The sequence below is a fragment of the Rahnella aquatilis CIP 78.65 = ATCC 33071 genome (assembly GCF_000241955.1).
Taxonomy (GTDB): Bacteria; Pseudomonadota; Gammaproteobacteria; order Enterobacterales; family Enterobacteriaceae; genus Rahnella; species Rahnella aquatilis.
Genome location: NC_016818.1, coordinates 4376741 through 4400648, shown reverse-complemented (window position 1 = coordinate 4400648; position 23908 = coordinate 4376741). Strand labels below are relative to the sequence as shown.

Sequence of the window (23908 nt, the reverse complement as noted above, 5' to 3'; positions counted from 1 at the left end):
TTGTATTTAAAACCCCCCCCAACCTCCCCCTTCGCAGGGGGAGGAGAAAAAGCCAAACCTTTAATGGTTCCCCTTTTATGAAGGGGAGGAGCAAGCTCAATGAATCACCTGCGATAAGAACTCCCGCGTCCTCGCGGATTTCGGATTGGCAAAGAACTCCAGCGGCGGCGCCTGTTCGACGATCTCCCCGCGATCCATAAAGATCACCCGGTCGGCGACGGTTCTTGCAAAACCCATTTCATGCGTTACACACAACATGGTCATGCCTTCTTCCGCCAGGGTGATCATGGTGTCCAGCACCTCTTTCACCATTTCCGGATCCAGCGCAGAAGTCGGTTCGTCGAACAACATGATTTTCGGCTTCATACACAGCGAGCGGGCGATGGCCACACGCTGTTGCTGACCACCGGAAAGCTGGCCGGGGAATTTATGCGCATGTTCGGCGATACGCACGCGTTTCAGATAATGCATCGCCAGCTCTTCGGCTTCTTTCTTCGGCATCTTACGCACCCAGCACGGTGCCAGGGTGCAGTTTTGCAACACCGTCAGATGCGGGAACAGGTTGAAATGCTGGAACACCATACCGACTTCGGTGCGCACGCGTTCGATATTACGCAAATCGTCGTTCAGTTCGGTGCCGTCCACCACGATGCGCCCTTGCTGGTGCTCTTCCAGATGGTTAATGCAACGGATAGTCGTTGATTTACCCGAGCCTGAAGGGCCGCACAACACGATACGTTCACGCGGTTTCACGCTCAGGTTGATGTCTTTCAATACGTGGAACTGTCCGTACCACTTATTCACGTTTTCCAGCGTGATCATCATATTTTGGTTTTCAGTGACGTGATGGTCGCTCATGGTTTACCTCAGTGTGCGGAACGTCCGGTGTGAAAGCGTCTTTCCAAATGCTGGCTATAACGCGACATGCTAAAACAGAAAATCCAGTAGACGGCAGCGGCGAAGACGTAGCCTTCGGTCGACATGCCGAGCCATTCAGGATCAACGGTGGCTTGCTGAACGCTGCTGAACAGGTCGAACAGGCCAATAATGATCACCAGACTGGTGTCCTTGAACAGCGCGATGATGGTGTTGACCAGACCCGGTATCACCATTTTCAGCGCCTGTGGCAGAATGACTAAGCCCTGGGTTTTCCAGTAGCCAAGTGCCAGAGATTCGGCGGCCTCGGTCTGGCCTCGCGGCAGCGCCTGCAATCCCCCGCGCACCACTTCCGCGACATACGCCGACTGGAACAGCACCACCCCCACCAGCGCACGCACCAGTTTGTCGATACTTGTCCCTTCGGTCATAAACAGCGGCAACATCACCGAGGACATGAACAACACGGTGATAAGCGGCACACCCCGCCAGAACTCAATGAAAATTACCGACAGAATGCGCACAACAGGCAAGCTTGAACGCCGTGCCAGCGCCAGCATAATGCCCAGCGGTAACGCCCCGGCAATGCCGACAGCGGCAATGATCAGCGTCAGCGTCAGGCCGCCCCACTGACGGGTTTCGACACGGCTCAGACCCAGGAAACCGCCGTACAGCATGATCCAGGTGAAAATCGGGAAGAGCACCATCCAGCACGCGATATAACGTCCGCGCCGTGGCATGGCTTTAAAGAAGATCGGCGCAAGGGTCAGCAGACCAACGATCAGGGTGACGTTGATGCGCCAGCGTTGATCGAACGGATACAGCCCGTACATGAACTGGCCGAAACGTGCGTGGATAAAGACCCAGCACGCGCCGGCTTTGGTGCAGTCAGTGCGCGCCGTGCCAACCCAGTTGGCCTGGAAAATCACCCAGTTCAGCAGCGGAGGGATCACCAGCCACATCAGCCATAAACAGAACAGCGTCAGCAGGCTGTTAAACCAGCTGGAGAACAGATTTTTACGCGCCCAGAGCACGGCAGTTCCGAGTGGCGTACCGGGCTTCACGGCTCTGACTCCCGGAGGGAGTGTGGTCATTGTCATGGGATCCCCTTAACGCTCCACCAGCGCGATACGCCGGTTGTAAATGTTCATCAGGAAGGAAATTGCCAGGCTGATGATCAGGTACACCGACATCGTAATAGCAATGGTTTCAATCGCCTGACCGGTCTGATTCAGCACGGTACCGGCGAACAGCGACACCATATCCGGGTAACCAATTGCAGCCGCCAGAGAGGAGTTTTTCACGATGTTCAGATACTGGCTGGTCAGCGGCGGAATGATCACCCGCATCGCCTGTGGCAAAATCACCTGACGCAGGGTGACAGGATTCGGCAGACCTAACGAACGGGCGGCTTCATGCTGACCGTGAGAAACAGACTGAATGCCTGAGCGGATCACTTCGGCGATAAAGGTCGAGGTATAGACCGATAACGCCAGCGTTAACGCCGCCAGTTCCGGGATCAGCACCATGCCGCCACGGAAGTTGAAACCGCGCAGCGCAGGCACATCCCAGTGCAGCGCAGGCCCGAAAATCAGGTGCGCCAGCGCCGGAAAGACCACCAGCATCACAATCGCCCATGGCCAGATATGCCAGACACGGCCGGTATGGATTTGGCGGAAATGGTTGTAGCGTTGCAGCGCGATGATGCCAAAAATGGCCAGCAGCACAGCGATAAAGCCCGCCAGACTGCCCGGTGACAGTTCCGGTGACGGCAGATACAGGCCGCGGTTGCTGACGAAAGCCAGATCAAACGCATTCAGGCTCTGACGCGGTCCCGGCAGGTTACGCAGTACGGCGAAATACCAGAAGAAGATTTGCAGCAGCGGTGGAATGTTACGGAATGTCTCAATATATACCGTTGAGACTTTACGAATCAGCCAGTTATCGGAAAGGCGTCCTAAGCCGATAATGAACCCGAGAATCGAGGCGAAAATGATACACAGCGCAGAAACCAGCAACGTATTCAGCAGACCGATAACAAACACGCGTGCGTAGGTGTCGCCTTCCTGGTAGTCAATAAGATGCTGAACAATGCCGAAACCGGCACCTTTTTCGAGAAACGCAAATCCCGAGGTGATCCCTCGTGTAGTCAGATTGGTAATGGTGTTGTGGAGCAGGTAACCGAGGCAGGCTACCAGCAACACCACCGCGAAAATTTGATAAATCCAGGCTCGTACCGCTGGGTTGGTCAGCGATAACGAGACTTTTCCGGTTGGGCGTTGCGACATAGTGAATGGCCTTTAGCAATCTTTCACCGGGAAGTTAATGCACCGGGGAACGACCGGTGCATCAATTTCCTTAAACACTTTTCAACTTCATGAAGAAAGGATATTTAGCGAACCGGAGGAGCGTATTGGATCCCGCCTTTATTCCATAATGCGTTCTGGCCACGTTTGATTTTCAGCTCACTGCCCTGACCGACGTTGCGTTCGAAGCTTTCGCCGTAGTTGCCGACTTGTTTAACGATTTTCACCACCCAGTCGTTAGGCACTTTCAGGTCAGCACCGTAAGTACCGGTTTTGCCCAGCAGGTTGCTCATATCAGGCGTAGTCGGGTTGGCCGCCAGTTTATCGACGTTCTGAGAGGTCACGCCCATTTCTTCAGCGTTCAGCATCGCGAACAGTGACCAGCGAACGATCGCCAGCCAGTCTTCGTCGCCACGGCGAACGACAGGGCCCAGCGGCTCTTTAGAAATCACTTCTGGCAGAACGATAAATTCGTTTGGTTTACCCAGTTTGATACGCAGTGCGTACAACTGAGACTGGTCAGATGCCAGAGTGTCGCAACGGCCTGAGTCCAGCGCTTTCGCACTTTCGTCTGAACGGTCGAAGGTCACCGGGGTGTAAGTCATTTTGTTGGCTTTGAAGTAGTCAGCCACATTCAGCTCGGTATCCGTACCGGCCTGCAGACAGACTGTTGCGCCATCAAGTTCTTTCGCGCTTTTCAGACCTGCTTTCTGGTGAGTCAGGAAGCCGATGCCGTCGTAGTAGTTTACGCCGGCGAAAATCATGCCCATGCCCGCGTCGCGGGAAGAGGTCCAGGTGGTGTTACGTGACAGGATGTCCACTTCGCCAGATTGCAGGGCGGTGAAACGCTCTTTGGCGGTCAGCGGGGTATATTTCACTTTCTCAGAATCACCAAACACGGCAGCAGCCACTGCGCGACAGACGTCAACGTCGATACCCGTGAATTTGCCTTTGGAGTCAGCGTAAGAAAAGCCTGGCAGGCCGTCGCTGATACCGCATTGAACAAACCCTTTCTTTTTAACGGCATCCAGAGTGGTACCTGCATGAGCCTGACCAGCCAGGGTCACGAAGCTTGCTGCGGCAATCAGTGTTGAGAGCAATATTTTTTTCATAAAGCGTCCTGTGAGACAAAATTGAAAATTATTATTGTGTAAGTGCCGGAGCACCCTGTCTGTTTATGGGGCAACGCCCTCTGCACCTCTCTTTGCAAAGGGAGTGCCAACATGAAAAACGCCCCATCAATCAAGTCACGTAGAGGAATTGCACAGTAACATTGACGAGGTGTATAAAATTTATTGCTCTGTTTCGGTGCGCGGTCAATGTGGCTGCTTTAAATGAGTGCGGAATATTTCAATATTGGAGTGCAGATCGCGCAGTTTGCAGCGAAGTGAAATGTACGGTCATATTTAGAAAAAAAATGAGGCGAAACGATGAGTAAATCTCTCAGACCGGCGGGTCTGAGAGAGATATCGGTATGACGGGATCGGGAGCAGGGACGTTATCAGTGCAGCGGGGCGACTTATTTGGTCTGGTCTTTACTGCCCTGGATCAGTTTACGCGCTGCCGCAATCTGGTCATTGTCCGGTGTTTTAGGTTTGGCTTTGTTGAGCGCAGTGCTGAGGCCTGAGCGTCCCCAAAGATCAAAGCTGTCATCATCTTTGAGATGGTCAAAGACAGAAGGTGTCGGGGCGGGTTTTTTAGCCATGAAGATTACAGATCTCTTGTGGGATGTGATGAATGAAAAAAGCCCGACGCGGTGGCATCGGGCTGACTGTTTTATCAACGCTTGCACTTATCGGTAAAGCGAAGGCGCACCCGCCGGGCGGGTTTTAAAGCGGCGGTGCAGCCAGAGATACTGATCCGGCGCACGCATAATTTCTTTTTCGATCACGCGGTTCATGTAGGCTGCTGCCGCCATTTCATCGTCGATCGGGTAATCCTGCAATTGTGGCTGGATAACCAGTTCGTAACCGGTTCCACCGGCTTTACGCACCAGTACGACCGTTACCAGCGCAGGTTTTGCCAGACGCGCCAGCATAAAGGTTCCGCTGGTAGTCGCGGCCTGATCGACCGCAAACAGGGGCGCAAATACGCTGCCGCGCGGGCCATAATCCTGATCCGGCGCGAACCAGACGGCTTCGCCTTTTTTCAGCGCGTGAACCATACCGCGTAAATCTTTGCGATCGAGCATCGCCTTGTTAGACCGCATGCGGCCCCAGGTTTGCACAAATTCCATCGCTTTATTGTTGTGCGGACGGTACATCGCCATCATCGGCTGACATAAACCCATCGCACGGCCGCCCAATTCCAGCGACATAAAATGCACACCGATCACCAGCACGCCCTGCTTGTTTTCCTGCGCCTTTTTCAGGTTGTGCAGGCCGCTGACGTCAAACCAGCGTTTTACGCGGGCATCCGACCAGAACCAGGCCATGCCGGTTTCCAGCAAGCCCATGCCGAGGGATTCAAAGTTGCTGATAATGCGCGCTTCGACCTGATCAGAAGGGAGATCCGGAAAGCATAATTGCAGGTTACGGCGCGTAATCGACACACGACGTTTCAGGAAACGCATGGACGTCCGGCCCAGCCAGATACCGAGGCGGTTTAACACCGGATAAGGGAGTTGAACCAGCAGGAACAGGACGCCAAGGCCAAACCAGGTCAGCCAGTAACGTGGTTGTAAAAATGATGCGCGAAAGCGAGGAGAATTCATAAAAGCCCAATCATCTGCATAAAAAACCGGGGTAACGCGTCAGGGGTTAACTCAGTCGCGATACGGATTGTCAGTTAAAGAGTGGGACAACATGCGGGTGTAAACGTTTCCGAAAGCACATACATTGACTCACTTTTACTTAACCAAGACACAATTAAAAGGCGGGATCGCGAAGCTGAAGGGCTGTCCGTAGGCGTTGAGCGGGGCGAATACGACTCTTGCGGTGAGTATACCATGCCGTGTGATCTAACCGCAGAGGGTAATCGTCCGATAAATGCACTATTTACTGTTTATTTATGTGCGCATTCAGACAATAAAATGATAACCCTACGGAAAGATGGAATTATCTTTCAGACGTCGCAGCATCAACCGGATGATATTTCAGCATGCTCCTTTGGGGAAACATGCTGAAAGGGAATATCAGCGATATAACGGATTGCGCATTACGGAATAACGGCCACTGCCATACAGGGCAATCACCAGGGCAGCCATGAAATAGTAGATGATATCTTCAATCGCCCATGCCCCGACCGGCGTCAGTGCGAAGGTGTGGTGAATGCCGACCATCAGCCAGGCGACGATCATGGTGGCTGCCGCTGAGAGTGCGGCGAGACGGGTGAAAATGCCCAGCATCATCATGATCGGGGCGATCACTTCGCCGATGATCACGCCGTAAGCGACAAACGCCGGAATACCATAACCTGCCAGCATGCCCTGAATACCACCCAGCCCGTCATGCAGTTTATGCCAGCCGTGAAAAATCAGCAGGCCGTAGGTGATCCGCAACAGCAGAATCGCCAGATCAGGTTTGTTCAGTGCAGCGGTAAAACGGAGATAAAGTTGCTTCATCAGTGTGACTCCAGGAGACGTTTTATTGTCTCTATAAGGTAATTCTTAATCACTGAATGCGGCGGATAATTATTCTCATTTGGGTTGATCTGGGTTAGGTTTTGCGCAGATTTTGGGCTAAAGGTTTTCTGATAAAACAGAAAACAAAAAGGCGCTCCCCTTGCGGAAAAGCGCCTTTTTAAGACATTGACTGATTAGTATCAGTTCATGCCGTATTTTTTCAATTTCTTACGCAGCGTACCGCGGTTGATACCCATCATCAGGGCCGCACGAGTCTGGTTGCCACGGGTGTACTGCATCACCATGTCTAACAGTGGCTGTTCAACTTCAGCCAATACCAACTCATACAGGTCATTCACGTCCTGACCATTCAATTGAGCAAAATAGCCCTTAAGTGCTTGTTTTACCGAGTCACGCAGGGGTTTTTGGGTTACCTGATCCTGAGAATTAACGGTAGAAACGGTCAGTACGTCAGAATTCACGCGTTGTTCGAACATAGTTCTGTCAGCTCTTTTTTGTTACGCAAGATTTTCGAAATATGCTTCCAACGCCTCCAGCTGTTCGCTGGCATCCTCTATGGCGTTGAAGGAGCGCCGAAACTGGTCATTTGGGGCATGCTCCTGGAGATACCAGGAAACATGCTTACGGGCGATACGGAATCCCTTGCCTTGACCGTAAAAGTCGTGCAATTCCCGTACGTGCCCTATTAACAAGCGCTGAACCTCACCCATAGGAGGTGGAGGTAACAGCTCCCCTGTGTCCAGATAATGCTGGATTTCCCGGAAGATCCAGGGTCTCCCCTGAGCGGCACGTCCTATCATCAGAGCATCAGCTCCGGTGTAGTCGAGCACCGCTCTGGCTTTATGCGGGTCAGTTATGTCCCCATTCGCGATAATCGGAATGGAAACACTCTGCTTAACTGTCCGAATACTGTCGTACTCTGCTTCTCCATTGAAGAGACAGGCACGGGTTCGGCCATGAATAGTCAGGGCCTGAATTCCACAGTCTTCAGCCAATTGGGCAATTTGTACACAGTTACGGTGTTCCGGTGCCCAACCAGTACGAATTTTCAACGTGACTGGCACATCTACCGCATTCACAACGGCAGTGAGGATTTGTTTAACCAAATCCGGATACTGCAGTAATGCAGAACCTGCCAGTTTGCGGTTCACTTTCTTGGCCGGGCAGCCCATATTGATATCAATGATTTGCGCACCGCTTTCCACGTTAATTCGTGCAGCCGCCGCCATATCTTCGGGGTCGCAACCGGCAATTTGCACGGCGCGGATCCCCGGTTCATCGTTATGTACCATGCGCAAACGTGACTTATCCGTCCGCCACACCTCCGGATTGGAGGAGAGCATTTCAGATACTGCCATTCCAGCCCCCATCGCATGACATAAGGCACGAAATGGTCGGTCAGTGATACCGGCCATCGGGGCCGCAATCAGGCAATTTGTAAGCTGGTGGTGTCCGATGCGCATGAACTAGGAATGACCATACTGATGTCCGCAAGGGCGCGTATATTACGCATTTTCGCTGCGATATGAAAGGCCAAACTTTGAGCAATTTGATAAGAAAATGTCTTGTCAGCGCTGAAGTGCATGATGATTTGTTTTTTTATCTTGGTTTTACATTGAGTTATGTGACTTCGGTCAAATTGTGCGCTTGAGCAAATTCCTAATAACTCTCTGAATCATCCGGTTATACCAGTTGATTCTAAGGGGAGATCTGACGTTTTAAGCAGCAACAACCACAAAATTCTGTGATGCAGATCGTCTTTTGGTTAAAAAGTGACTCATTTTCAGAAAAGTGAACAAACAAGAGAAAGAGATGCAGAAACAGGTTCTGCACCTTATGTGCAAGACGGAATTACTCTGCCACTACCACGCGACCATGCAACCCTTGTACCGGACGGTTGTTCGCATGATGCATGACATGCTGGAATTTCTGCAACTGGGCGGCAGACAGCGTCTGAGGCTGTTTAACGACCAGCCAGCGAACGCCTTCTGTACAAGGCGGCGTAGTCAGCGAACCGCTGAAGCGGTAATGGGTCAGATTTTTTGGCAACAGGCCGTCAAGACTGACTTTCTCTTTTAGCGCGACAGGTTCGCCGCCTGCTTTTTCTGGCATTTGCTGCCAGATCTTTTCCAGTTCGGGATTAGCCTGACCGGTTTCAAACATCACGGCGATCACCGCAATCTCACCGTCCGCATCCATATGCACAAAGTGCGCTTCCATCGGGAAGGATTTACCGTTGAGGGTATTTTCACTCGGGGAATGGAAATGGAATTGTTGCAGGACGAATCTTTCCCCGTCGAGCGTAGCAAAATCACCCTGTTGCACATTCACCTGCACGCTGTGGCCGTTATTAATGACACTCACCGGCGGTAACTGGTAGCTGAGCTTAAGCGGGCGGGGGTGCACCTGTAAGGCATCTTTGATATCGATAGGCGACTGTGCTTTACCCTGTTCGCACAGATGGAAGTCAGGGCTGAGTTTAGACCAGTTTTGCGGGGCGGCGTCGCCATCATATGACCAGTGTGGCGCTTCATTTGCGCAGGCGGGTTGTGCAAAAACTGACAATGTCAGTGCGGCCAGCGCGGCAGACAGTATTGTTCCTTTCAAAATTTATCCCTTTCATTTTTTGAGTAATAAAAACCTCGCAAAGTGTAAGGGTTTTGTGCGGCAGGAGAAATATGAGAAAAGCCTGGAAAAGGATTTTGCGGGAAAACCCGCTCTTTCTGCACAAACAGAAAAAGCGGGAAACATAAATCAGGCTTTTTTAACGCCGGTAATGCGGCACCACTCTTCTTTCTCGGCCACTGCATCCAGTTCAAACTTGTCTTTATAGGCATCCGCCACGCTCTGTGCCTGACTGGCCAGTACGCCGGAAAGCCCCAGATGTCCACCTGTTACCGGCAGCACGCTGATCAGTGGCGCCAGTTCGCGCAAAGGACCCGCCAGAATATTGGCGACCACCACGTCGGCTGTCAGGTTCTCAGGCTGGTCTTGCGGCAGATACAGCGACAGACGCTCTGAAACACCGTTACGTTCGGCGTTATCACGGCTGGCCTGAATCGCCTGCGGATCGATGTCGATCCCGACCACATGCTTTGCGCCCAGCTTCAGCGCGGCGATCGCCAGAATGCCGGAGCCGCAACCGAAGTCGATCACCGTCTTATCGGTCAGATCCAGACTGTCGAGCCATTGCAGACACATCGCGGTGGTCGGATGCGTGCCGGTACCAAACGCCAGGCCCGGATCCAGCATCACGTTCACGGCATTGGGATCCGGCACATCGCGCCAGCTTGGACAGATCCACAAACGCTCGCCAAAACGCATCGGGTGGAAGTTATCCATCCATTCGCGTTCCCAGTCTTTATCTTCCAGTTGCTCGATTTTGTGCACGAAACCTTTGCCCAGCAACGGTTCGTTCTCCAGCATGGCGATCACTTCTGCCATGTCGGTTTCCGCATCGTACAAGCCGATGGCATCGGTGTCGCCCCACAACAAGGTTTCGCCCGGCAGGGGTTCGAACACCGGATTATCGTGGGTGTCCTGGAAAGTCACAGACACGGCGCCACTTTCGATAAGCGCGTCGCTCAGCGTTTCCGCGTCGTTACCGGTGGTATTAATTTTCAGTTGGATCCAAGGCATAGCCATTCTCTTCTTAACAATCTGTAAAATCAGTGCCGCCCGGTCAGGACGGCTTGAGTACGGTTTCGCGTGGCGGTTTGCCAAATTGATTGCCGACATAAAACGCCAGCAGGCTCAGCAGCAGCGACGGCACAATCGGATGCAGACCGGCAATATGCAGGTCAATACTGGCAAGCAGGGTATAACAAACTGCGCCAACAATCATTGAGCTCAGTGCGCCCGTGGCGTTCGCCCGCTCCCAGTACAAACCGAGCACCAGCGGCCACAGGAACACCGCTTCCAGCCCGCCAAACGCCAGCAGATTCAGCCAGATAATCATTTCCGGCGGACGCCATGCGGCCAGTAAAACCAGTAATCCCAGTACAAAGGTGGCCCAGCTTGAGAAGCGTTTTAACTTGCGCTCGTTGGTCAGTTGTTCCGGCTTGATGCCGAGGTATAAGTCTTTAACGATCGTCGCAGATGACTGCAAAAGCTGCGCGTTGATAGTCGACATGATGGCGGCCATCGGCGCGGCAAGAAAGATACCGGCGGCATAAGGTGGCAGCACGGTGATCATCAGCGTCGGGATCACCTGATCGGGAATTTTCAGATCAGGCAATACGGCACGTCCCAGTGCACCCGCCAGATGCATACCCAGCATCAACACGGCGACCACAATCGTGCCGAGCACAATGCCATGGTGTACCGCTTTGCTGTCTTTGTAGGAAATACAACGCACGGCGGTATGCGGCAGGCCAATCACGCCAAAGCACACTAAAATCCAGAAAGAAGCCATAAACGGCAGCGAAAGGACGTCATCTCCGCCATGTACGGACACCAGTTTCGGGTCGATTTGCTGGAGCTTATCCACCGCGCTGTGCAGGCCACCCGCCGCATGAATGACAGCGATCAGCAGTAAAATGGTGCCGAGCAGCATTACCAGCCCCTGCATGGCGTCATTGAGCACGCTGGCACGAAAGCCGCCAAATGCGGTATACAGCGCGATGCTGATGCCGAAAATCAGCAGTCCGGTGTCGTAAGGAATGCCCGCTGCCGTTTCCAGCAGGCGTGCGCCGCCGATGAACTGAACCGTCATCGCGCCCAGAAACGCCACCAGCAGGCTCAGGCTTGCCAGCCAGACCAGCAGACGGCTCTGGTAGCGCGCAAACAGCATATCGTTGAGCGTGACGGCGTTATAACGGCGCGCCAGAATGGCGAATTTCTTGCCCAGTACGCCCAGGGAAAGCCAGACCGCAGGCAACTGGATCATCGCCAGTAATACCCAGCCGAGGCCAAATTTGTACGCCGCACCGGGACCGCCGATAAACGAGCTGGCGCTGATGTAGGTGGCGGTGAGAGTCATGGCCAGCACGAAGCCGCCCATTGAGCGGTTGCCGAGGAAATATTCGGTCAGGAAGTTGCCCTGTTTGCGGCGGGTGTAAGCATAAACTGACAGCCCGAACACCAGCAGCAGATAGGCGATCAGCGGTAATAAAACTTCAGTCTGCATCACTGTCCTCCAGCGGAATATCGCGATAAATCACGCGGACCATCAGCCAGCTTAAAAGAACGAAAATCAGCGGTACCAGCAGACAGGCCATTTCAAACCAGTGCGGCAGACCGGTGATGCCCTGTTTATCGTCAGGAATATAAGCCGCACAGCCCCATGCCAGCAGATAGGCGATCGTCAGCCCGAAGGCCCAGCGGGCTTCGCGGTTAGCTTGTAAGAAACGTTGATCCATAGGTTCACCGTATAACGAAAATAAGGGGTGATTTTACGGATTATGGCATTTTTCGCAGTAATTATTTGCCAGGCGATGAATTCGCCTGGCAGGGAGGTTATTTAACGATATTAAGATTGAGTTTTATTTCAGATGCCCAATTAGCCTGATGCCAGTCCCGACCCAGGATATGCGCTGTGCCATGATAAGTCCCAACCGGAAGAGCTGTATTATCTTCTTTTCTGTAATCTATTCGGATGAAATTAGTCGAACCCGATACGCAGTTTGCCGCGCTGTTTAAAGTATTATTTCCACACATGCCGACTGATTTCTTACCGTGAAGTTTTACTCTAAACGCACGTTGTTGGTTATCAGTCACATCAACGTAAAATTGAGAGTCGCCCGCTTCTACCCAGACTAATGAGGCCGGACCTTGATCCGCCGTGGGCAGAACATACCCCATGTTTTTGGCAATCGGGTCGACCATTGATGTGTCAGTAAAAGCTGATGAGTAATCGCTGTTTAGCGTAATTTCCTGTGTTTGTGCAGGTTGATAAGGTTTTGGCAGTTTCATTGCATTCACCGTATCGCTGGCTTGCGAAGAATAGGTGAGCCCCCAGTGATCATAAAACTCACGCAGATCGTTTTTAGAATATTTACTGGTATTGACTACAAACCAATCTTTCAACTCCTGAGAAGAATCGAATTTGGAGCGGTTTTTGGCGTAGTTGTATTCTTCACGGAAAGCTTTACCTAATTGCGGATAAAGTTCAGGGTAGCTGAAGAGTAACTGGGCGAACAGTGTTGCTCTTTTAAATTCGGTGTTGGAACCTGAACTATCAAAATTATAATGCTCACCGGAGGTGATAAAGTTTCCGACCGAGTAAGCGCTCCAGTCTAATGCCTTAATATTACTGTTTGTATGGCATACCGGGTCTGGAGTCTCTCCGCGGAAAAGCGTGCAGTTAGCGATTGAGTAGAGATTTACGGTCACTTCAGTTAACGCTGACCACGACCAGCCTTGCTGGTTGTGATGACCAAATTCATGCCAGTCGCCCCAGTCAGTATTATCTTTAAGTGTGCTGTTGAAACCTATCGCGGTAAAGCCCTGGCCGCCATCGGCAAAACAACAATCATTATAGGTTGCAACGATGAGGCCACGTGATGGTTGATTCAATGCCCCTGAGCCGTCAAAACCATTAATGATGTCATCATTAATGGTCATTGTCAGATATTGGCTCATTGAATGAACCATATTCGTATCCGTCGATTTTTTTGCCGTCGCCATTTTTACATTCATTCGGGAACGGCCCGTGAACATAAATATCTGACCTGATTTTGCATTACTCTGACTTAATGTTCTCCAGTCCGCTTGTGAACTTTGTCCAAAAATAAAGAAGGATTGTTTTGTGCCACCTTCAAGGATTTCAATATTAATGAACTTGTCAACGTTTGGCATCTGAATATCTTCATCAGTGCACCCTATTAATATAGTACCTTCCTCATTGGATTGATAAGTATTAACAGAAGAACCTATGAGGGTCTGAGCATCAGGCATCAGATCTTTTTGGTCAAAGTTTACTCCGGTTGCAATAGAACATGCCACGCCCGCCGGTATCTCACCTACCATAAGTTTAATGCTTTGGCCTTTGGCCACGAAATCTCGGGTCAGGAAATAGCTATTTCTCCCATGTGCACCCGTTCTGTTTCTTCCCTGTTCATGAATTTCTGTTACAGGAATGTTGTATTTATTCTTATTTTGAACAGGGTATATCTCGAAGCTTCTTTTTAGCCAGAATAATGCGTCGTTAACATTCTCCCCCCTGGCTACTGACTTATCTATGTTATGATTTAAATCATCGATGCTGGTGCCTATTTCAATGAGTGCTTCTTCAAATCCTTCGTTGTTTTTATACTCATTCCACCAGGCATATTTTGGATATATGATTTCTACCTTTGCTCCGTCTGGCGATATGTCATAATGCGTTATTTCGTTTGCAGTGGTGGAAAAACTTAAGCCAATAGCCAAAGATAATATGGCTTTATAGAATAATGGTTTCATAGAGGTTAATCTTCCTTGTGATGTAAAAAACCGGAAGAAGAATAACAAAAAAATCGGCTAATATAATTATAGATTCAGGTGAGGGAATTGGCGTTATGTATTATTTAAATCAATAATTCTGTATAAAAAACCTCAGCCAATATTGGCTGAGGTTGTCATAGATTTTATTTTTCCTGCAAACCGAGTTTTTTCTCCAGATAGTGGATGTTAGTTCCACCGTGCTCGAAATTCTCGTCGTTCATAATGCGCATTTGCAGTTCAATGTTGGTTTTGATGCCGTCGATGATCAACTCTGCCAGCGCATTTTTCATGCGGGCAATCGCCACTTCACGGGTTTCACCGTAAGTGATCAGTTTACCGATCATGGAATCGTAGTACGGAGGCACTGTATAGCCCGCGTAAATATGTGATTCCCAACGAACACCGAAGCCGCCAGGTGCGTGGAAGCGGGTGATTTTGCCCGGGCTTGGCAGGAAGGTGTTTGGGTCTTCCGCGTTAATACGGCATTCCACCGCATGGCCTTTGACTTTCACTTCGCTTTGTTTGATCGACAGTGGCTGGCCGGAGGCAATGCGCAACTGCTCTTTGATCAAATCCACGCCGGTGATCATCTCGGTAACCGGATGCTCAACCTGGATACGGGTGTTCATTTCGATGAAGAAGAACTCGCCGTTTTCGTACAGGAACTCGAAAGTACCTGCACCACGGTAGCCGATATCCACACAGGCTTTGGCGCAACGTTCGCCGATGAAACGACGAAGATCTTCCGTAATGCCCGGTGCTGGCGCTTCTTCGACGACTTTCTGGTGACGACGCTGCATGGAGCAGTCACGTTCAGCCAGATAAACCGCGTTACCCTGACCATCAGCCAGTACCTGAATTTCCACGTGACGTGGATTTTCCAGGTATTTTTCCATGTAAACCATGTCGTTGTTGAAAGCCGCTTTGGCTTCCGCACGGGTCATGTTGATGGACTGCTCGAGGTCTTTGTCGCTGCGTACAACACGCATACCACGACCGCCGCCGCCGCCAGAAGCTTTGATAATGACCGGATAGCCGATGCGTTTTGCGAAAGCACGGTTTTGATCCATATCATCGCCCAGCGGGCCGTCAGAGCCGGGTACACAAGGTACGCCCGCTGCTTTCATCGCGTGGATCGCAGAAACTTTGTCACCCATCAGGCGGATAGTTTCAGCTTTCGGGCCGATGAAGATAAAACCAGAACGCTCAACCTGTTCTGCAAAATCGGCATTCTCGGACAGGAAACCGTAGCCCGGGTGGATAGCCACCGCGCCCGTGATTTCCGCCGCAGCGATGATGGCAGGGATGTTCAGATAGCTTTTTACTGAAGGTGCAGGACCGATACAGACGGTTTCGTCTGCCAGCAGCACGTGTTTCAGGTCACGGTCAGCGGTGGAGTGTACAGCAACGGTTTTGATGCCCATTTCTTTACAGGCACGCAAAATACGCAGAGCAATCTCGCCGCGGTTCGCGATAACAATTTTATCTACCATGGTACGCCTCGTTATTCGATGACGACCAGCGGCTCGTCGAATTCAACCGGTTGGCCGCTTTCTACCAGAATTGCTTTAACAACGCCGGATTTGTCTGCTTCGATTTGGTTCATCATTTTCATCGCTTCAACGATACACAGGGTATCGCCGGCGTTCACTTTCTGACCCACTTCGATGAAGGCTTTAGCGTCCGGGCTTGGCGTACGGTAGAAGGTGCCTACCATCGGTGAGCGAACGATATGGCCGCTGATTGCAGCAGGAGCTGCTTCTGCTGGTGCAGCCACTGGCGCAACCGCAGCAGCCAGGCCTGGCTGTTGTTGGACAGGCATAGCATAAGCCTGTTGCATCATAGGATAAGCCTGCGCAGGTGCAGCACGGCTGATACGAACTGACTCTTCACCTTCAGAAATTTCCAGTTCAGAAATACCTGATTCTTCAACCAGTTCGATCAGTTTTTTAATTTTACGAATATCCATGGGTGTGATTCCGTACTCTTTTTGCGTAGAAATTAGTGGGTTTTTGACAAGCGGTTAACCGCTGCCTGTAATGCAAAGTGGTAGCCATCTGCGCCAAGTCCGCAAATAACGCCCACTGCGATGTCGGAAAGATAGGAATGATGCCGGAACGCTTCGCGGGCATGTACATTCGACAGATGGATCTCGATAAACGGAATCGACACCCCCAGTAATGCATCGCGCAGCGCCACGCTGGTATGGGTAAAGGCCGCGGGGTTGATCAGAATAAAATCGATGTTTCCGCGTGCCTGATGAATACGTTCAATCAGGACATGTTCTGCGTTGGATTGCAGATGGCTCAGTGCCACATCGGCAGCGGCAGCCTGAACTTCCAAACCTTTAACAATATCGTTGAGCGTGGTGTGTCCGTACGTTTCAGGCTCACGGGTACCTAACAGATTCAGGTTAGGACCGTTCAGTAGCAAAATGTCAAACTTATGCGCCATTGTGAGCCTATCTCCGGCAATTAGACAAAGATTGTAGAAAATACCCTGATGTCACCGATTTGTCACCTGTTTCGCGGCAAATTGGCCCGTCTCTTCGGCATGAGGTCGGGCATTATAATGATATCGTGGCAATTCGCAGCTAAATACTGGTCTTATCAGCGAAGATAATCAACCCTCGGCTGGTCAGCGGGCGTGCGATTGTCGATATTATGAGGGGCAGTACCCATAATAGTTCCACAGCTTATCGCAGCCACTGGCGGAATTTTTTATAGCGGAATGCCAGCAAGATGATGGCAAGTGTTGCGTAGATGATCGGTTGTGGCGACAACACTTTTACCGACCAAAGGTAGTGGATCGGCGCAAGTATGGCGATGAGATAAATGGCGTTATGCAACTTCTGCCACGTTGATCCCATTTTGCGTTGCGCCCACAGTGTTGACGTGCAGGCCAGTGCTAACAGCAGGATCCAGCAGATAATGCCAAGTGTGAGATACGGGCGCGATATCAGTTCACTCCCCAGCAGGCGGATATTGTTGATCCCCAGTTCGAGGAATGAATAGCTGAGAAGATGCAGGGTTCCCCACGCAAAACACCATAACCCCAGCAAACGACGGGTGCGGATCAGCAACGGTTGTTTGCCATAGCGCGCGACGGGTGTGACCAGTAACGTTACCAGCAAAAATTTCAGAGTCATCCTACCGGTAAAATGCTGAATATCTTTTGCCGGATCGGCGCTGAACCAGCCCTGATTGATGGAAAGTATCAGCCAGAAAAAGGGCAAAATGGCGGCCAGGTAAATGATCACCTTCAGCCAGATAATATGGGCAGGGCTTAAACGACGCATAGCTGAACGGCCTCTTCCTTAATAGAACTTACGTAAATCCATACCGTGATACATCGATGCCACCTGGTCGGCATAACCATTGAACAGCAGGGTCGGCTGGCGCTGCACGTCGAGTAACCCGCCGGAACCGATAAAACGTTCCGTCGCCTGCGACCAGCGCGGGTGATCCACATGTGGGTTCACGTTGGCATAAAACCCGTATTCGTTGGAGGCAATCTGGTTCCAGGTTGTCGGCGGCTCATCTTTGGTGAATTTGATGTTTACGATGGATTTAATGCCTTTGAAGCCATATTTCCACGGAATGGTCAGACGGATTGGCGCGCCGTTTTGTGGCGGAAGCGCTTTGCCGTAAACACCCACAGTCAGCATGGCCAGCGGATTCATCGCTTCATCTATACGTAGCCCTTCTACATAAGGGTAATCCAGCCCGCCGCCGATAAAGCGGTCTTTCTGCCCCGGCATATGTTGCGGATCATATAAGGTCGTGAACGCGACATAACGCGCGTTGCTGGTCGGTTCGGCAAGTTTGAGAATTTCACTCAGTTGGAAACCCACCCACGGCACCACCATCGACCAGGCTTCGACGCAGCGCATCCGGTAGATACGTTGCTCAAGCGGGAAGCGCTTCATGATGTCGTCCATATCCAGCGTCATCGGTTTAGCGACTTCGCCTTCTATTTTTAACGTCCACGGTGACGTGACCAGTTGCCCTGCATTGGCGGCCGGATCGGCTTTATCCAGCCCGAATTCATAAAAATTGTTGTAGCCGGAAACTTTGTCCTCGGGTGTCAGCGTCAGGTCATTTTGATACGCCGCAGGTTTGGTGAAATCCAGTGGTTTACCGGCGGGCGCGGCAGGGCGGTCATGACCTTTGAACCAGGAAAGGATATCTGCACGTGCGTTTTGGGGGACAGCGAGTGCCGCAGCACTGATCCCCAGTGCCTGTAAAACTTTGCGGCGGTCATAAAAAATACTTTCGGGTGTGACGTCTGCTTCGGTCAGTTTGCGGGGTTTGAACATAGCATTCTCCGGCATTCTCATTTTATGATTCATTATTATGGTTATAGACAGAGCATGGCGTGAAACTGACCGCTTTGCGAGACGTCGTCCTAAAATTCCGCGTTTTGTGGCAGAGAAAGGCGGCCGCGTTTATCGTTTGTATAAGAATTATGAATTGATGGGGCGTTGGGTTGCTATGCTATGAATGTAAGCAAAGGTCTCTTTGGTAAATTTCTCCTTTCATCGTGTTTTTCTGTTTTATAGTAGCGGCGTTTTTTCATAGCAGGCTCAGAGAACGGGTTTGTTTCCCCCTCACCGTAGCGAGTAAGGCACAGGGATGCGATTTACTACCAGACTATCGGCACTGATGACGATGTTAGTCGCGCTGGCAATGTTACTGATGTTGCTTGGCGTCACTTTCAGCTTTATCTATCTGAACAAACAAGATACCGAACAACATCTTCAGGCGCTTGCCACGACCTATGATCAGGCGTTACTGACGCACACCCCCGCAGAAGCCCAGCGCTGGATGCCTCAGGCCATGCGTATGCTCGATATCACGGATATCGACGTTAAACTGAATGACACCACTGTTTTTGAATACCACGAGCGTCCGGATTTACACCGTTCGTGGGACAGCGTGATGCCGGAATATGACACTGCTGTTATTCCGCTGATGCAAAACCACGCCATGTCGCTGCACATTTCCTATGTTGATCCGGTCAGCAGTTACATTCGTTCCCTGCGTTCGACGTTCACGATTGGGATCGCCATTCTGGTCATGCTCGCTATGCTGCTGCTGAGTTTTCGCTGGTTACGTCAGGAAACGGACGGCGTGGAAAAGCTGGAAGACCGCGCGATCAGAATATTGCGTGGCGAACGCGAAGGACTGGCCGGTAATGTGGGCGAATGGCCTCATTCTGCCAGCAGTGCAATAGATCGTCTGCTGACGGATCTCAATGAAGCACGCGAGCAGCGCAGTCGCGTGGATACCCTGATCCGCGCTTATGCTCAACAGGATGCGCAAACCGGCCTCAGTAACCGCCTGTTCTTTGACAATCAGCTTGCGACGCAACTGGAAGAAAAGGGCGCGCACGGCGTGCTGATGTTACTGCGCTTGCCGGATTTCGACACCATGCGCGAAACGCATGGTCAGGCAGTGGTCGAAGAACTGCGTTCGGCGATGGTGAATTTGTTATCGACGTTCGTGATGCGCCATGTTGATGCACTGCTGGCACGTTATTTCCACAGTGATTTTGCCGTGCTGTTGCCACACCGCACCTTAAAGGAAGCGGAGGTGATGGCCTCACAGTTAGTCAATGCGCTCGGCGTCCTGCCAACCTCGTCGCTGATCGACCGCGATGCGCTGATGTACATCGGCATCAGCGCCTACCGTTTCGGTCAGACGCCGGATCAGGTGATGGACATGGCCGGGCAGGCGACGCGTCATGCGGCATTCCAGGGAAGCAACAGCTGGTTTATCTACGATAAAAATGTGCCGGAAAAAGGGCGTGGCAGTGTGCGCTGGCGGACATTGCTTGAGAATACGCTGGCGCGCGGCGGCCCGCGTCTTTATCAGAAACCGGCGTTTACAAGGGACAACAAACCGGATCATCGTGAATTGCAGCGGCGTGTCTTCGACGGTGAACAGGAATTGCTGGCTGCAGAGTTTATTCCGCTGGTGGTTCAGTTCGGATTATCACAAAGCTTCGACCGGGTGATGTTAAGTCAGATTATTCCGTTACTTAACCGCTGGCCGGACGAAACGTTGGCATTTCACCTGACGGTTGATTCATTATTGCAGCGCTCATTTGTTCGCTGGTTACGCGATACCTTGCTGCAATGCGAAAGAGCACAACGAAATCGAATTTTGATTGAACTTGCGGAGGCAGACCTCTGTCAACATACCGACCGTCTGCGCCCGGCCATCAGATTGTTGCAGGGTTTGGGCTGTCGCCTGGCAGTTTCACAGGCCGGGCTGACGGTGGTCAGCACCTCTTACCTGAAAACTTTCCCCGTGGAGAGAGTTAAGCTTCATCCGGGGTTAGTGCGTGATATTAATAAAAGGGTTGAGAATCAACTCTTTGTTCAAAGTTTACTCAGTGCATGTGAAGGGACTCAGGCACTGGTATTTGCCTCCGGTGTGCGGACAAAAGAGGAGTGGACCGTTCTGCTGAAAAGCGGGATCCACGGCGGGCAGGGCGATTTTTTTGCCGGTCCGGAGCCTGTTGAACCGGTCGGTAAAAAATATTCACACAACCGCGATGTTTAAGTGACCGTTAATGCATTATTTAACGTAGAATGAGCCAGCTTTTGACCTACGCCCTTGTCTGGTATCCGGTGTTTGTGCTCAGACCGCAGATGGATGGAAGATGTTGGTAAAAGTGTAAGAATTTATGTGTGGTGTTGCTACTTCGCCTGGGTGCCTGCCCGAGGTAAACCGAGCCTGCGAGACACAATTATTTCGCAGTGCCATCAGCCTCAAAAAGTCACAGCAAGTGAATAGCGACATCACGGACAATTTTCACGGAAGCAGGACGTTTTTGCGCCTTGTCGCTGCTTCGCGTGGTTGGTAAAGTAGGCGGATTTTATTTTCCGCCCCCAGCTAGCAGGATTATCCCTTCGTTATGTTTAAGAAATTTCGTGGCATGTTTTCCAACGACTTGTCCATCGACCTGGGTACCGCCAATACCCTCATTTATGTAAAAGGACAAGGCATCGTGCTGAATGAGCCATCAGTTGTGGCTATTCGTCAGGATCGTGCTGGTTCACCTAAAAGCGTTGCTGCTGTTGGTCACGACGCGAAACAGATGCTGGGTCGTACTCCTGGCAATATTGCTGCTATTCGTCCAATGAAAGACGGCGTTATTGCTGACTTCTTCGTGACGGAGAAAATGCTGCAACACTTCATCAAGCAAGTTCACAGCAACAGCTTCATGCGCCCAAGCCCGCGTGTGCTGGTATGTGTACCCGTCGGTGCAACTCAGGTTGAACGCCGTGCTATTCGTGAATCTGCACAAGGTGCAGGCGCGCGTGAAGTGTTCCTGATTGAAGAACCGATGGCTGCGGCAATCGGTGCAGGCCTGCCGGTATCCGAAGCGACCGGTTCAATGGTGGTGGATATCGGTGGGGGGACTACAGAAGTTGCCGTGATCTCCCTGAACGGCGTGGTGTATTCCTCTTCTGTGCGTATTGGTGGCGATCGTTTCGACGAAGCTATCATTAATTACGTACGCCGTAATTATGGCTCACTGATCGGTGAAGCCACTGCTGAGCGTATTAAACACAGCATCGGTTCCGCCTATCCGGGTGATGAAGTGCATGAAATCGAAGTGCGCGGTCGTAATCTGGCTGAAGGTGTTCCACGTGGTTTCACGCTGAACTCCAACGAAATTCTGGAAGCGTTGCAAGAGCCGCTAACCGGTATCGTAAGCGCGGTGATGGTTGCACTGGAACAGTGTCCGCCAGAACTGGCTTCCGACATCTCCGAGCGCGGCATGGTGCTGACCGGCGGTGGCGCATTACTGCGTAACCTTGATCGTCTGCTGATGGAAGAAACGGGTATTCCTGTTGTTGTCGCAGAAGATCCACTGACCTGCGTCGCCCGTGGCGGTGGTAAAGCATTAGAAATGATCGACATGCACGGCGGCGACTTATTCAGCGAAGAGTAATCTCAGCGAAGACTTGCTGATTGAAGCACGTCTTGTTGCAAGCAAGAATAGTCTGCCCGGGAAGGTGGTTGTCCGTCAGGTAAAACCTGCAACGTGAAGTGTGCAGTGTTCAATGTGGATCCGCGCAAACACTGGCTGAGCGATAAAGCTCTGCCAGTGTTTTGGCTATCCCATGAGATTGCCGCCTTTTCTGTCAGGTGAAGTCTTTACTTCGACTGGCTGAAACCTTCTGTTGCCGAGGAACTCGCACATTTTATGAAGCCAATTTTTAGCAGGGGACCTTCCCTGCAACTGCGACTTTTTTTGGCTATTCTCACGGCCATTGTCCTGATTGTTGCCGACAGTAAAATAGGTACGTTTGTTAAAATCCGCACCTATATGGATACTGCCGTCAGTCCCTTCTATTTTTTGTCCAATGCCCCGCGTGAATTCTTAGATCAGGTCTCCTCTACTTTTGCCACCCGTGGCCAGCTGGAACTTGAAAACCGCGCTTTGCGTCAGGAATTGTTACTGAAAAACAGCGACCTGATGCTGCTTGGCCAATACAAACAAGAAAATGCTCGCTTGCGCGAACTGCTGGGATCACCGTTGCGTCAGGACGAGCACAAAATGGTGACGCAGGTTCTCTCCACCAGCAATGACCCTTACAGCGATCAGATCGTCATCGACAAAGGCAGCAACAACGGTGTGTATATCGGGCAACCCGTCATCAGCGATAAAGGGGTCGTCGGCCAGGTTGTTGCCGTTGCCGCGCTGACCAGTCGTGTGCTGCTGATTTGTGATGCTTCTCATGCATTGCCGATCCAGGTGCTGCGTAATGATATCCGCGTTATCGCTGCCGGCAGCGGCTGTGCTGATGACTTGCAGCTTGAGCATCTGCCAAGCAACACCGATATTCGTGTCGGTGATGTATTGGTGACGTCAGGTCTGGGAGGGCGTTTCCCTGAAGGTTATCCGGTCGGCGTTGTATCTTCGGTAAAAGTCGATAATCAGCGTGCGTATACCGTGATTCAGGCGCGTCCGACCGCCGGTCTTCAACGTCTGCGTTACCTGCTATTGTTGTGGGGTTCTGACCGTAATGGCGAGCATCCTTTACCCCCGGATGAAGTGCATCGCGTGGCCAATGAACGCCTGATGCAAATGATGCCGCAAGTGTTGCCACCTCCGGGAGATATGGGGCCACCGGCCCCTGTCCCTCCTCCGGCAACCGGAACAGTGACTGCACCCGTCAGCACGCCTGCTGTTCAGGGAGCGACGCAATGAACAGCTACCGGAGCCACGGACGCTGGATTATTTGGCTATCCTTCTTAATAGCCATGTTATTGCAGGTGATGCCGTGGCCTGAACAGATTTATATGTTCAGGCCGTCATGGCTGATGCTGATCCTGATTTACTGGGTGATGGCATTACCGCATCGCGTCAATGTGGGTACCGGTTTTGTTGTCGGGTTTATCATGGACCTGATCCTGGGATCGACCCTGGGTATCCGCGCGCTGGCCTTTGCCATTACCGCCTACCTGGTCGCGTTCAAATTCCAGTTATTCCGTAATCTGGCTCTGTGGCAACAAGCGCTGATTGTCATGGTGCTTTCGCTGGCCGTGGACGTGATGGTGTTCTGGGGGGAATTCCTGGTCGTCAACGTGTCGTTCCGGCCTGAAGTTTTCTGGAGCAGTGTGGTCGACGGTGTGCTGTGGCCATGGCTGTTTCTGCTGATGCGTAAAATTCGTCGTCAGTTTGCTGTGCAATGAGGATG

At 51.6% G+C, this 23908-nt stretch carries 23 protein-coding genes; 4 read left to right on the top strand and 19 right to left on the bottom strand.

Features of this window, described 5'->3' with window-relative positions; translation table 11 throughout:
• Positions 1 to 96: 96 nt before the first annotated feature.
• The 19 genes from RAHAQ2_RS19905 to msrP form a co-directional block, all read right to left on the bottom strand.
• On the bottom strand, positions 97 to 858 hold the full coding sequence (locus tag RAHAQ2_RS19905) for an amino acid ABC transporter ATP-binding protein (RefSeq protein ID WP_015698943.1): 762 nt from the start codon (positions 856 to 858) through the stop codon (positions 97 to 99).
• Between the two features lie 8 nt (positions 859 to 866).
• Entirely contained in the window at positions 867 to 1976 is a 1110-nt protein-coding gene (locus tag RAHAQ2_RS19900) for an amino acid ABC transporter permease (protein WP_037040448.1), read from the bottom strand.
• A 9-nt stretch (positions 1977 to 1985) separates the two neighbouring features.
• Complete coding sequence (locus RAHAQ2_RS19895) at positions 1986 to 3164, bottom strand: amino acid ABC transporter permease (protein WP_015698941.1); 1179 nt, start codon at positions 3162 to 3164, stop codon at positions 1986 to 1988.
• A gap of 104 nt (positions 3165 to 3268) precedes the next feature.
• Positions 3269 to 4294, bottom strand: coding sequence for an amino acid ABC transporter substrate-binding protein (locus tag RAHAQ2_RS19890; RefSeq protein ID WP_015698940.1), 1026 nt, complete (start codon positions 4292 to 4294; stop codon positions 3269 to 3271).
• Between the two features lie 407 nt (positions 4295 to 4701).
• A complete protein-coding gene (locus RAHAQ2_RS19885) occupies positions 4702 to 4887 on the bottom strand; it encodes a hypothetical protein (RefSeq protein WP_015698939.1) in 186 nt (61 codons plus the stop codon).
• Positions 4888 to 4974: 87 nt separating this feature from the next.
• Positions 4975 to 5895 carry a kdo(2)-lipid IV(A) palmitoleoyltransferase gene (gene lpxP, locus RAHAQ2_RS19880; RefSeq protein ID WP_015698938.1) on the bottom strand — a complete coding sequence of 307 codons (921 nt, stop codon included), beginning with the start codon at positions 5893 to 5895 and terminating at the stop codon, positions 4975 to 4977.
• Between the two features lie 420 nt (positions 5896 to 6315).
• A complete protein-coding gene (locus RAHAQ2_RS19875; RefSeq protein ID WP_377431590.1) occupies positions 6316 to 6747 on the bottom strand; it encodes a DoxX family protein in 432 nt (143 codons plus the stop codon).
• Between the two features lie 197 nt (positions 6748 to 6944).
• Positions 6945 to 7241 carry a DNA-binding transcriptional regulator Fis gene (gene fis, locus RAHAQ2_RS19870; RefSeq protein WP_004097144.1) on the bottom strand — a complete coding sequence of 99 codons (297 nt, stop codon included), beginning with the start codon at positions 7239 to 7241 and terminating at the stop codon, positions 6945 to 6947.
• Positions 7242 to 7262: 21 nt separating this feature from the next.
• Positions 7263 to 8228 carry a tRNA dihydrouridine synthase DusB gene (gene dusB / locus RAHAQ2_RS19865; protein WP_015698936.1) on the bottom strand — a complete coding sequence of 322 codons (966 nt, stop codon included), beginning with the start codon at positions 8226 to 8228 and terminating at the stop codon, positions 7263 to 7265.
• A gap of 388 nt (positions 8229 to 8616) precedes the next feature.
• Entirely contained in the window at positions 8617 to 9372 is a 756-nt protein-coding gene (locus RAHAQ2_RS19860; protein WP_015698935.1) for a carbonic anhydrase, read from the bottom strand.
• Between the two features lie 147 nt (positions 9373 to 9519).
• Positions 9520 to 10404, bottom strand: a complete 885-nt coding sequence (gene prmA, locus RAHAQ2_RS19855) for a 50S ribosomal protein L11 methyltransferase (protein WP_015698934.1) — start codon at positions 10402 to 10404, stop codon at positions 9520 to 9522.
• A 43-nt stretch (positions 10405 to 10447) separates the two neighbouring features.
• Positions 10448 to 11893 (bottom strand): sodium/pantothenate symporter, encoded by a 1446-nt coding sequence (gene panF / locus RAHAQ2_RS19850; protein ID WP_015698933.1) that lies wholly within the window; start codon positions 11891 to 11893, stop codon positions 10448 to 10450.
• Positions 11883 to 12125 (bottom strand): YhdT family protein, encoded by a 243-nt coding sequence (locus RAHAQ2_RS19845; RefSeq protein ID WP_015698932.1) that lies wholly within the window; start codon positions 12123 to 12125, stop codon positions 11883 to 11885. The genes panF and RAHAQ2_RS19845 overlap by 11 nt, the downstream gene beginning before the upstream one ends.
• A 97-nt stretch (positions 12126 to 12222) precedes the next feature.
• Entirely contained in the window at positions 12223 to 14166 is a 1944-nt protein-coding gene (locus RAHAQ2_RS19840; RefSeq protein WP_015698931.1) for a M60 family metallopeptidase, read from the bottom strand.
• Positions 14167 to 14330: 164 nt separating this feature from the next.
• Positions 14331 to 15680 carry an acetyl-CoA carboxylase biotin carboxylase subunit gene (gene accC / locus RAHAQ2_RS19835; RefSeq protein WP_015698930.1) on the bottom strand — a complete coding sequence of 450 codons (1350 nt, stop codon included), beginning with the start codon at positions 15678 to 15680 and terminating at the stop codon, positions 14331 to 14333.
• An 11-nt stretch (positions 15681 to 15691) separates the two neighbouring features.
• Entirely contained in the window at positions 15692 to 16156 is a 465-nt protein-coding gene (gene accB / locus RAHAQ2_RS19830) for an acetyl-CoA carboxylase biotin carboxyl carrier protein (protein ID WP_015698929.1), read from the bottom strand.
• Positions 16157 to 16188: 32 nt separating this feature from the next.
• Positions 16189 to 16641 carry a type II 3-dehydroquinate dehydratase gene (gene aroQ / locus RAHAQ2_RS19825; protein WP_015698928.1) on the bottom strand — a complete coding sequence of 151 codons (453 nt, stop codon included), beginning with the start codon at positions 16639 to 16641 and terminating at the stop codon, positions 16189 to 16191.
• A gap of 241 nt (positions 16642 to 16882) precedes the next feature.
• On the bottom strand, positions 16883 to 17485 hold the full coding sequence (gene msrQ, locus RAHAQ2_RS19820; RefSeq protein WP_015698927.1) for a protein-methionine-sulfoxide reductase heme-binding subunit MsrQ: 603 nt from the start codon (positions 17483 to 17485) through the stop codon (positions 16883 to 16885).
• Between the two features lie 18 nt (positions 17486 to 17503).
• Positions 17504 to 18505, bottom strand: coding sequence for a protein-methionine-sulfoxide reductase catalytic subunit MsrP (gene msrP / locus RAHAQ2_RS19815; protein ID WP_015698926.1), 1002 nt, complete (start codon positions 18503 to 18505; stop codon positions 17504 to 17506).
• 316 nt (positions 18506 to 18821) lie between these two features.
• Here msrP and csrD point away from each other — a divergent pair, with 316 nt between their 5' ends.
• The 4 genes from csrD to mreD all read left to right on the top strand — a co-directional run bounded on the left by csrD (position 18822) and on the right by mreD (position 23903).
• Entirely contained in the window at positions 18822 to 20756 is a 1935-nt protein-coding gene (csrD, locus tag RAHAQ2_RS19810) for an RNase E specificity factor CsrD (protein WP_015698925.1), read from the top strand.
• A 355-nt stretch (positions 20757 to 21111) separates the two neighbouring features.
• Positions 21112 to 22155 carry a rod shape-determining protein MreB gene (mreB, locus tag RAHAQ2_RS19805; RefSeq protein WP_013577291.1) on the top strand — a complete coding sequence of 348 codons (1044 nt, stop codon included), beginning with the start codon at positions 21112 to 21114 and terminating at the stop codon, positions 22153 to 22155.
• 255 nt (positions 22156 to 22410) lie between these two features.
• On the top strand, positions 22411 to 23418 hold the full coding sequence (mreC, locus tag RAHAQ2_RS19800; RefSeq protein ID WP_015698924.1) for a rod shape-determining protein MreC: 1008 nt from the start codon (positions 22411 to 22413) through the stop codon (positions 23416 to 23418).
• The gene (gene mreD, locus RAHAQ2_RS19795; protein WP_013577289.1) at positions 23415 to 23903 is read left to right on the top strand and encodes a rod shape-determining protein MreD; all 489 of its coding nucleotides are present in this window, start codon (positions 23415 to 23417) and stop codon (positions 23901 to 23903) included. The genes mreC and mreD overlap by 4 nt, the downstream gene beginning before the upstream one ends.
• Positions 23904 to 23908: the final 5 nt, after the last annotated feature.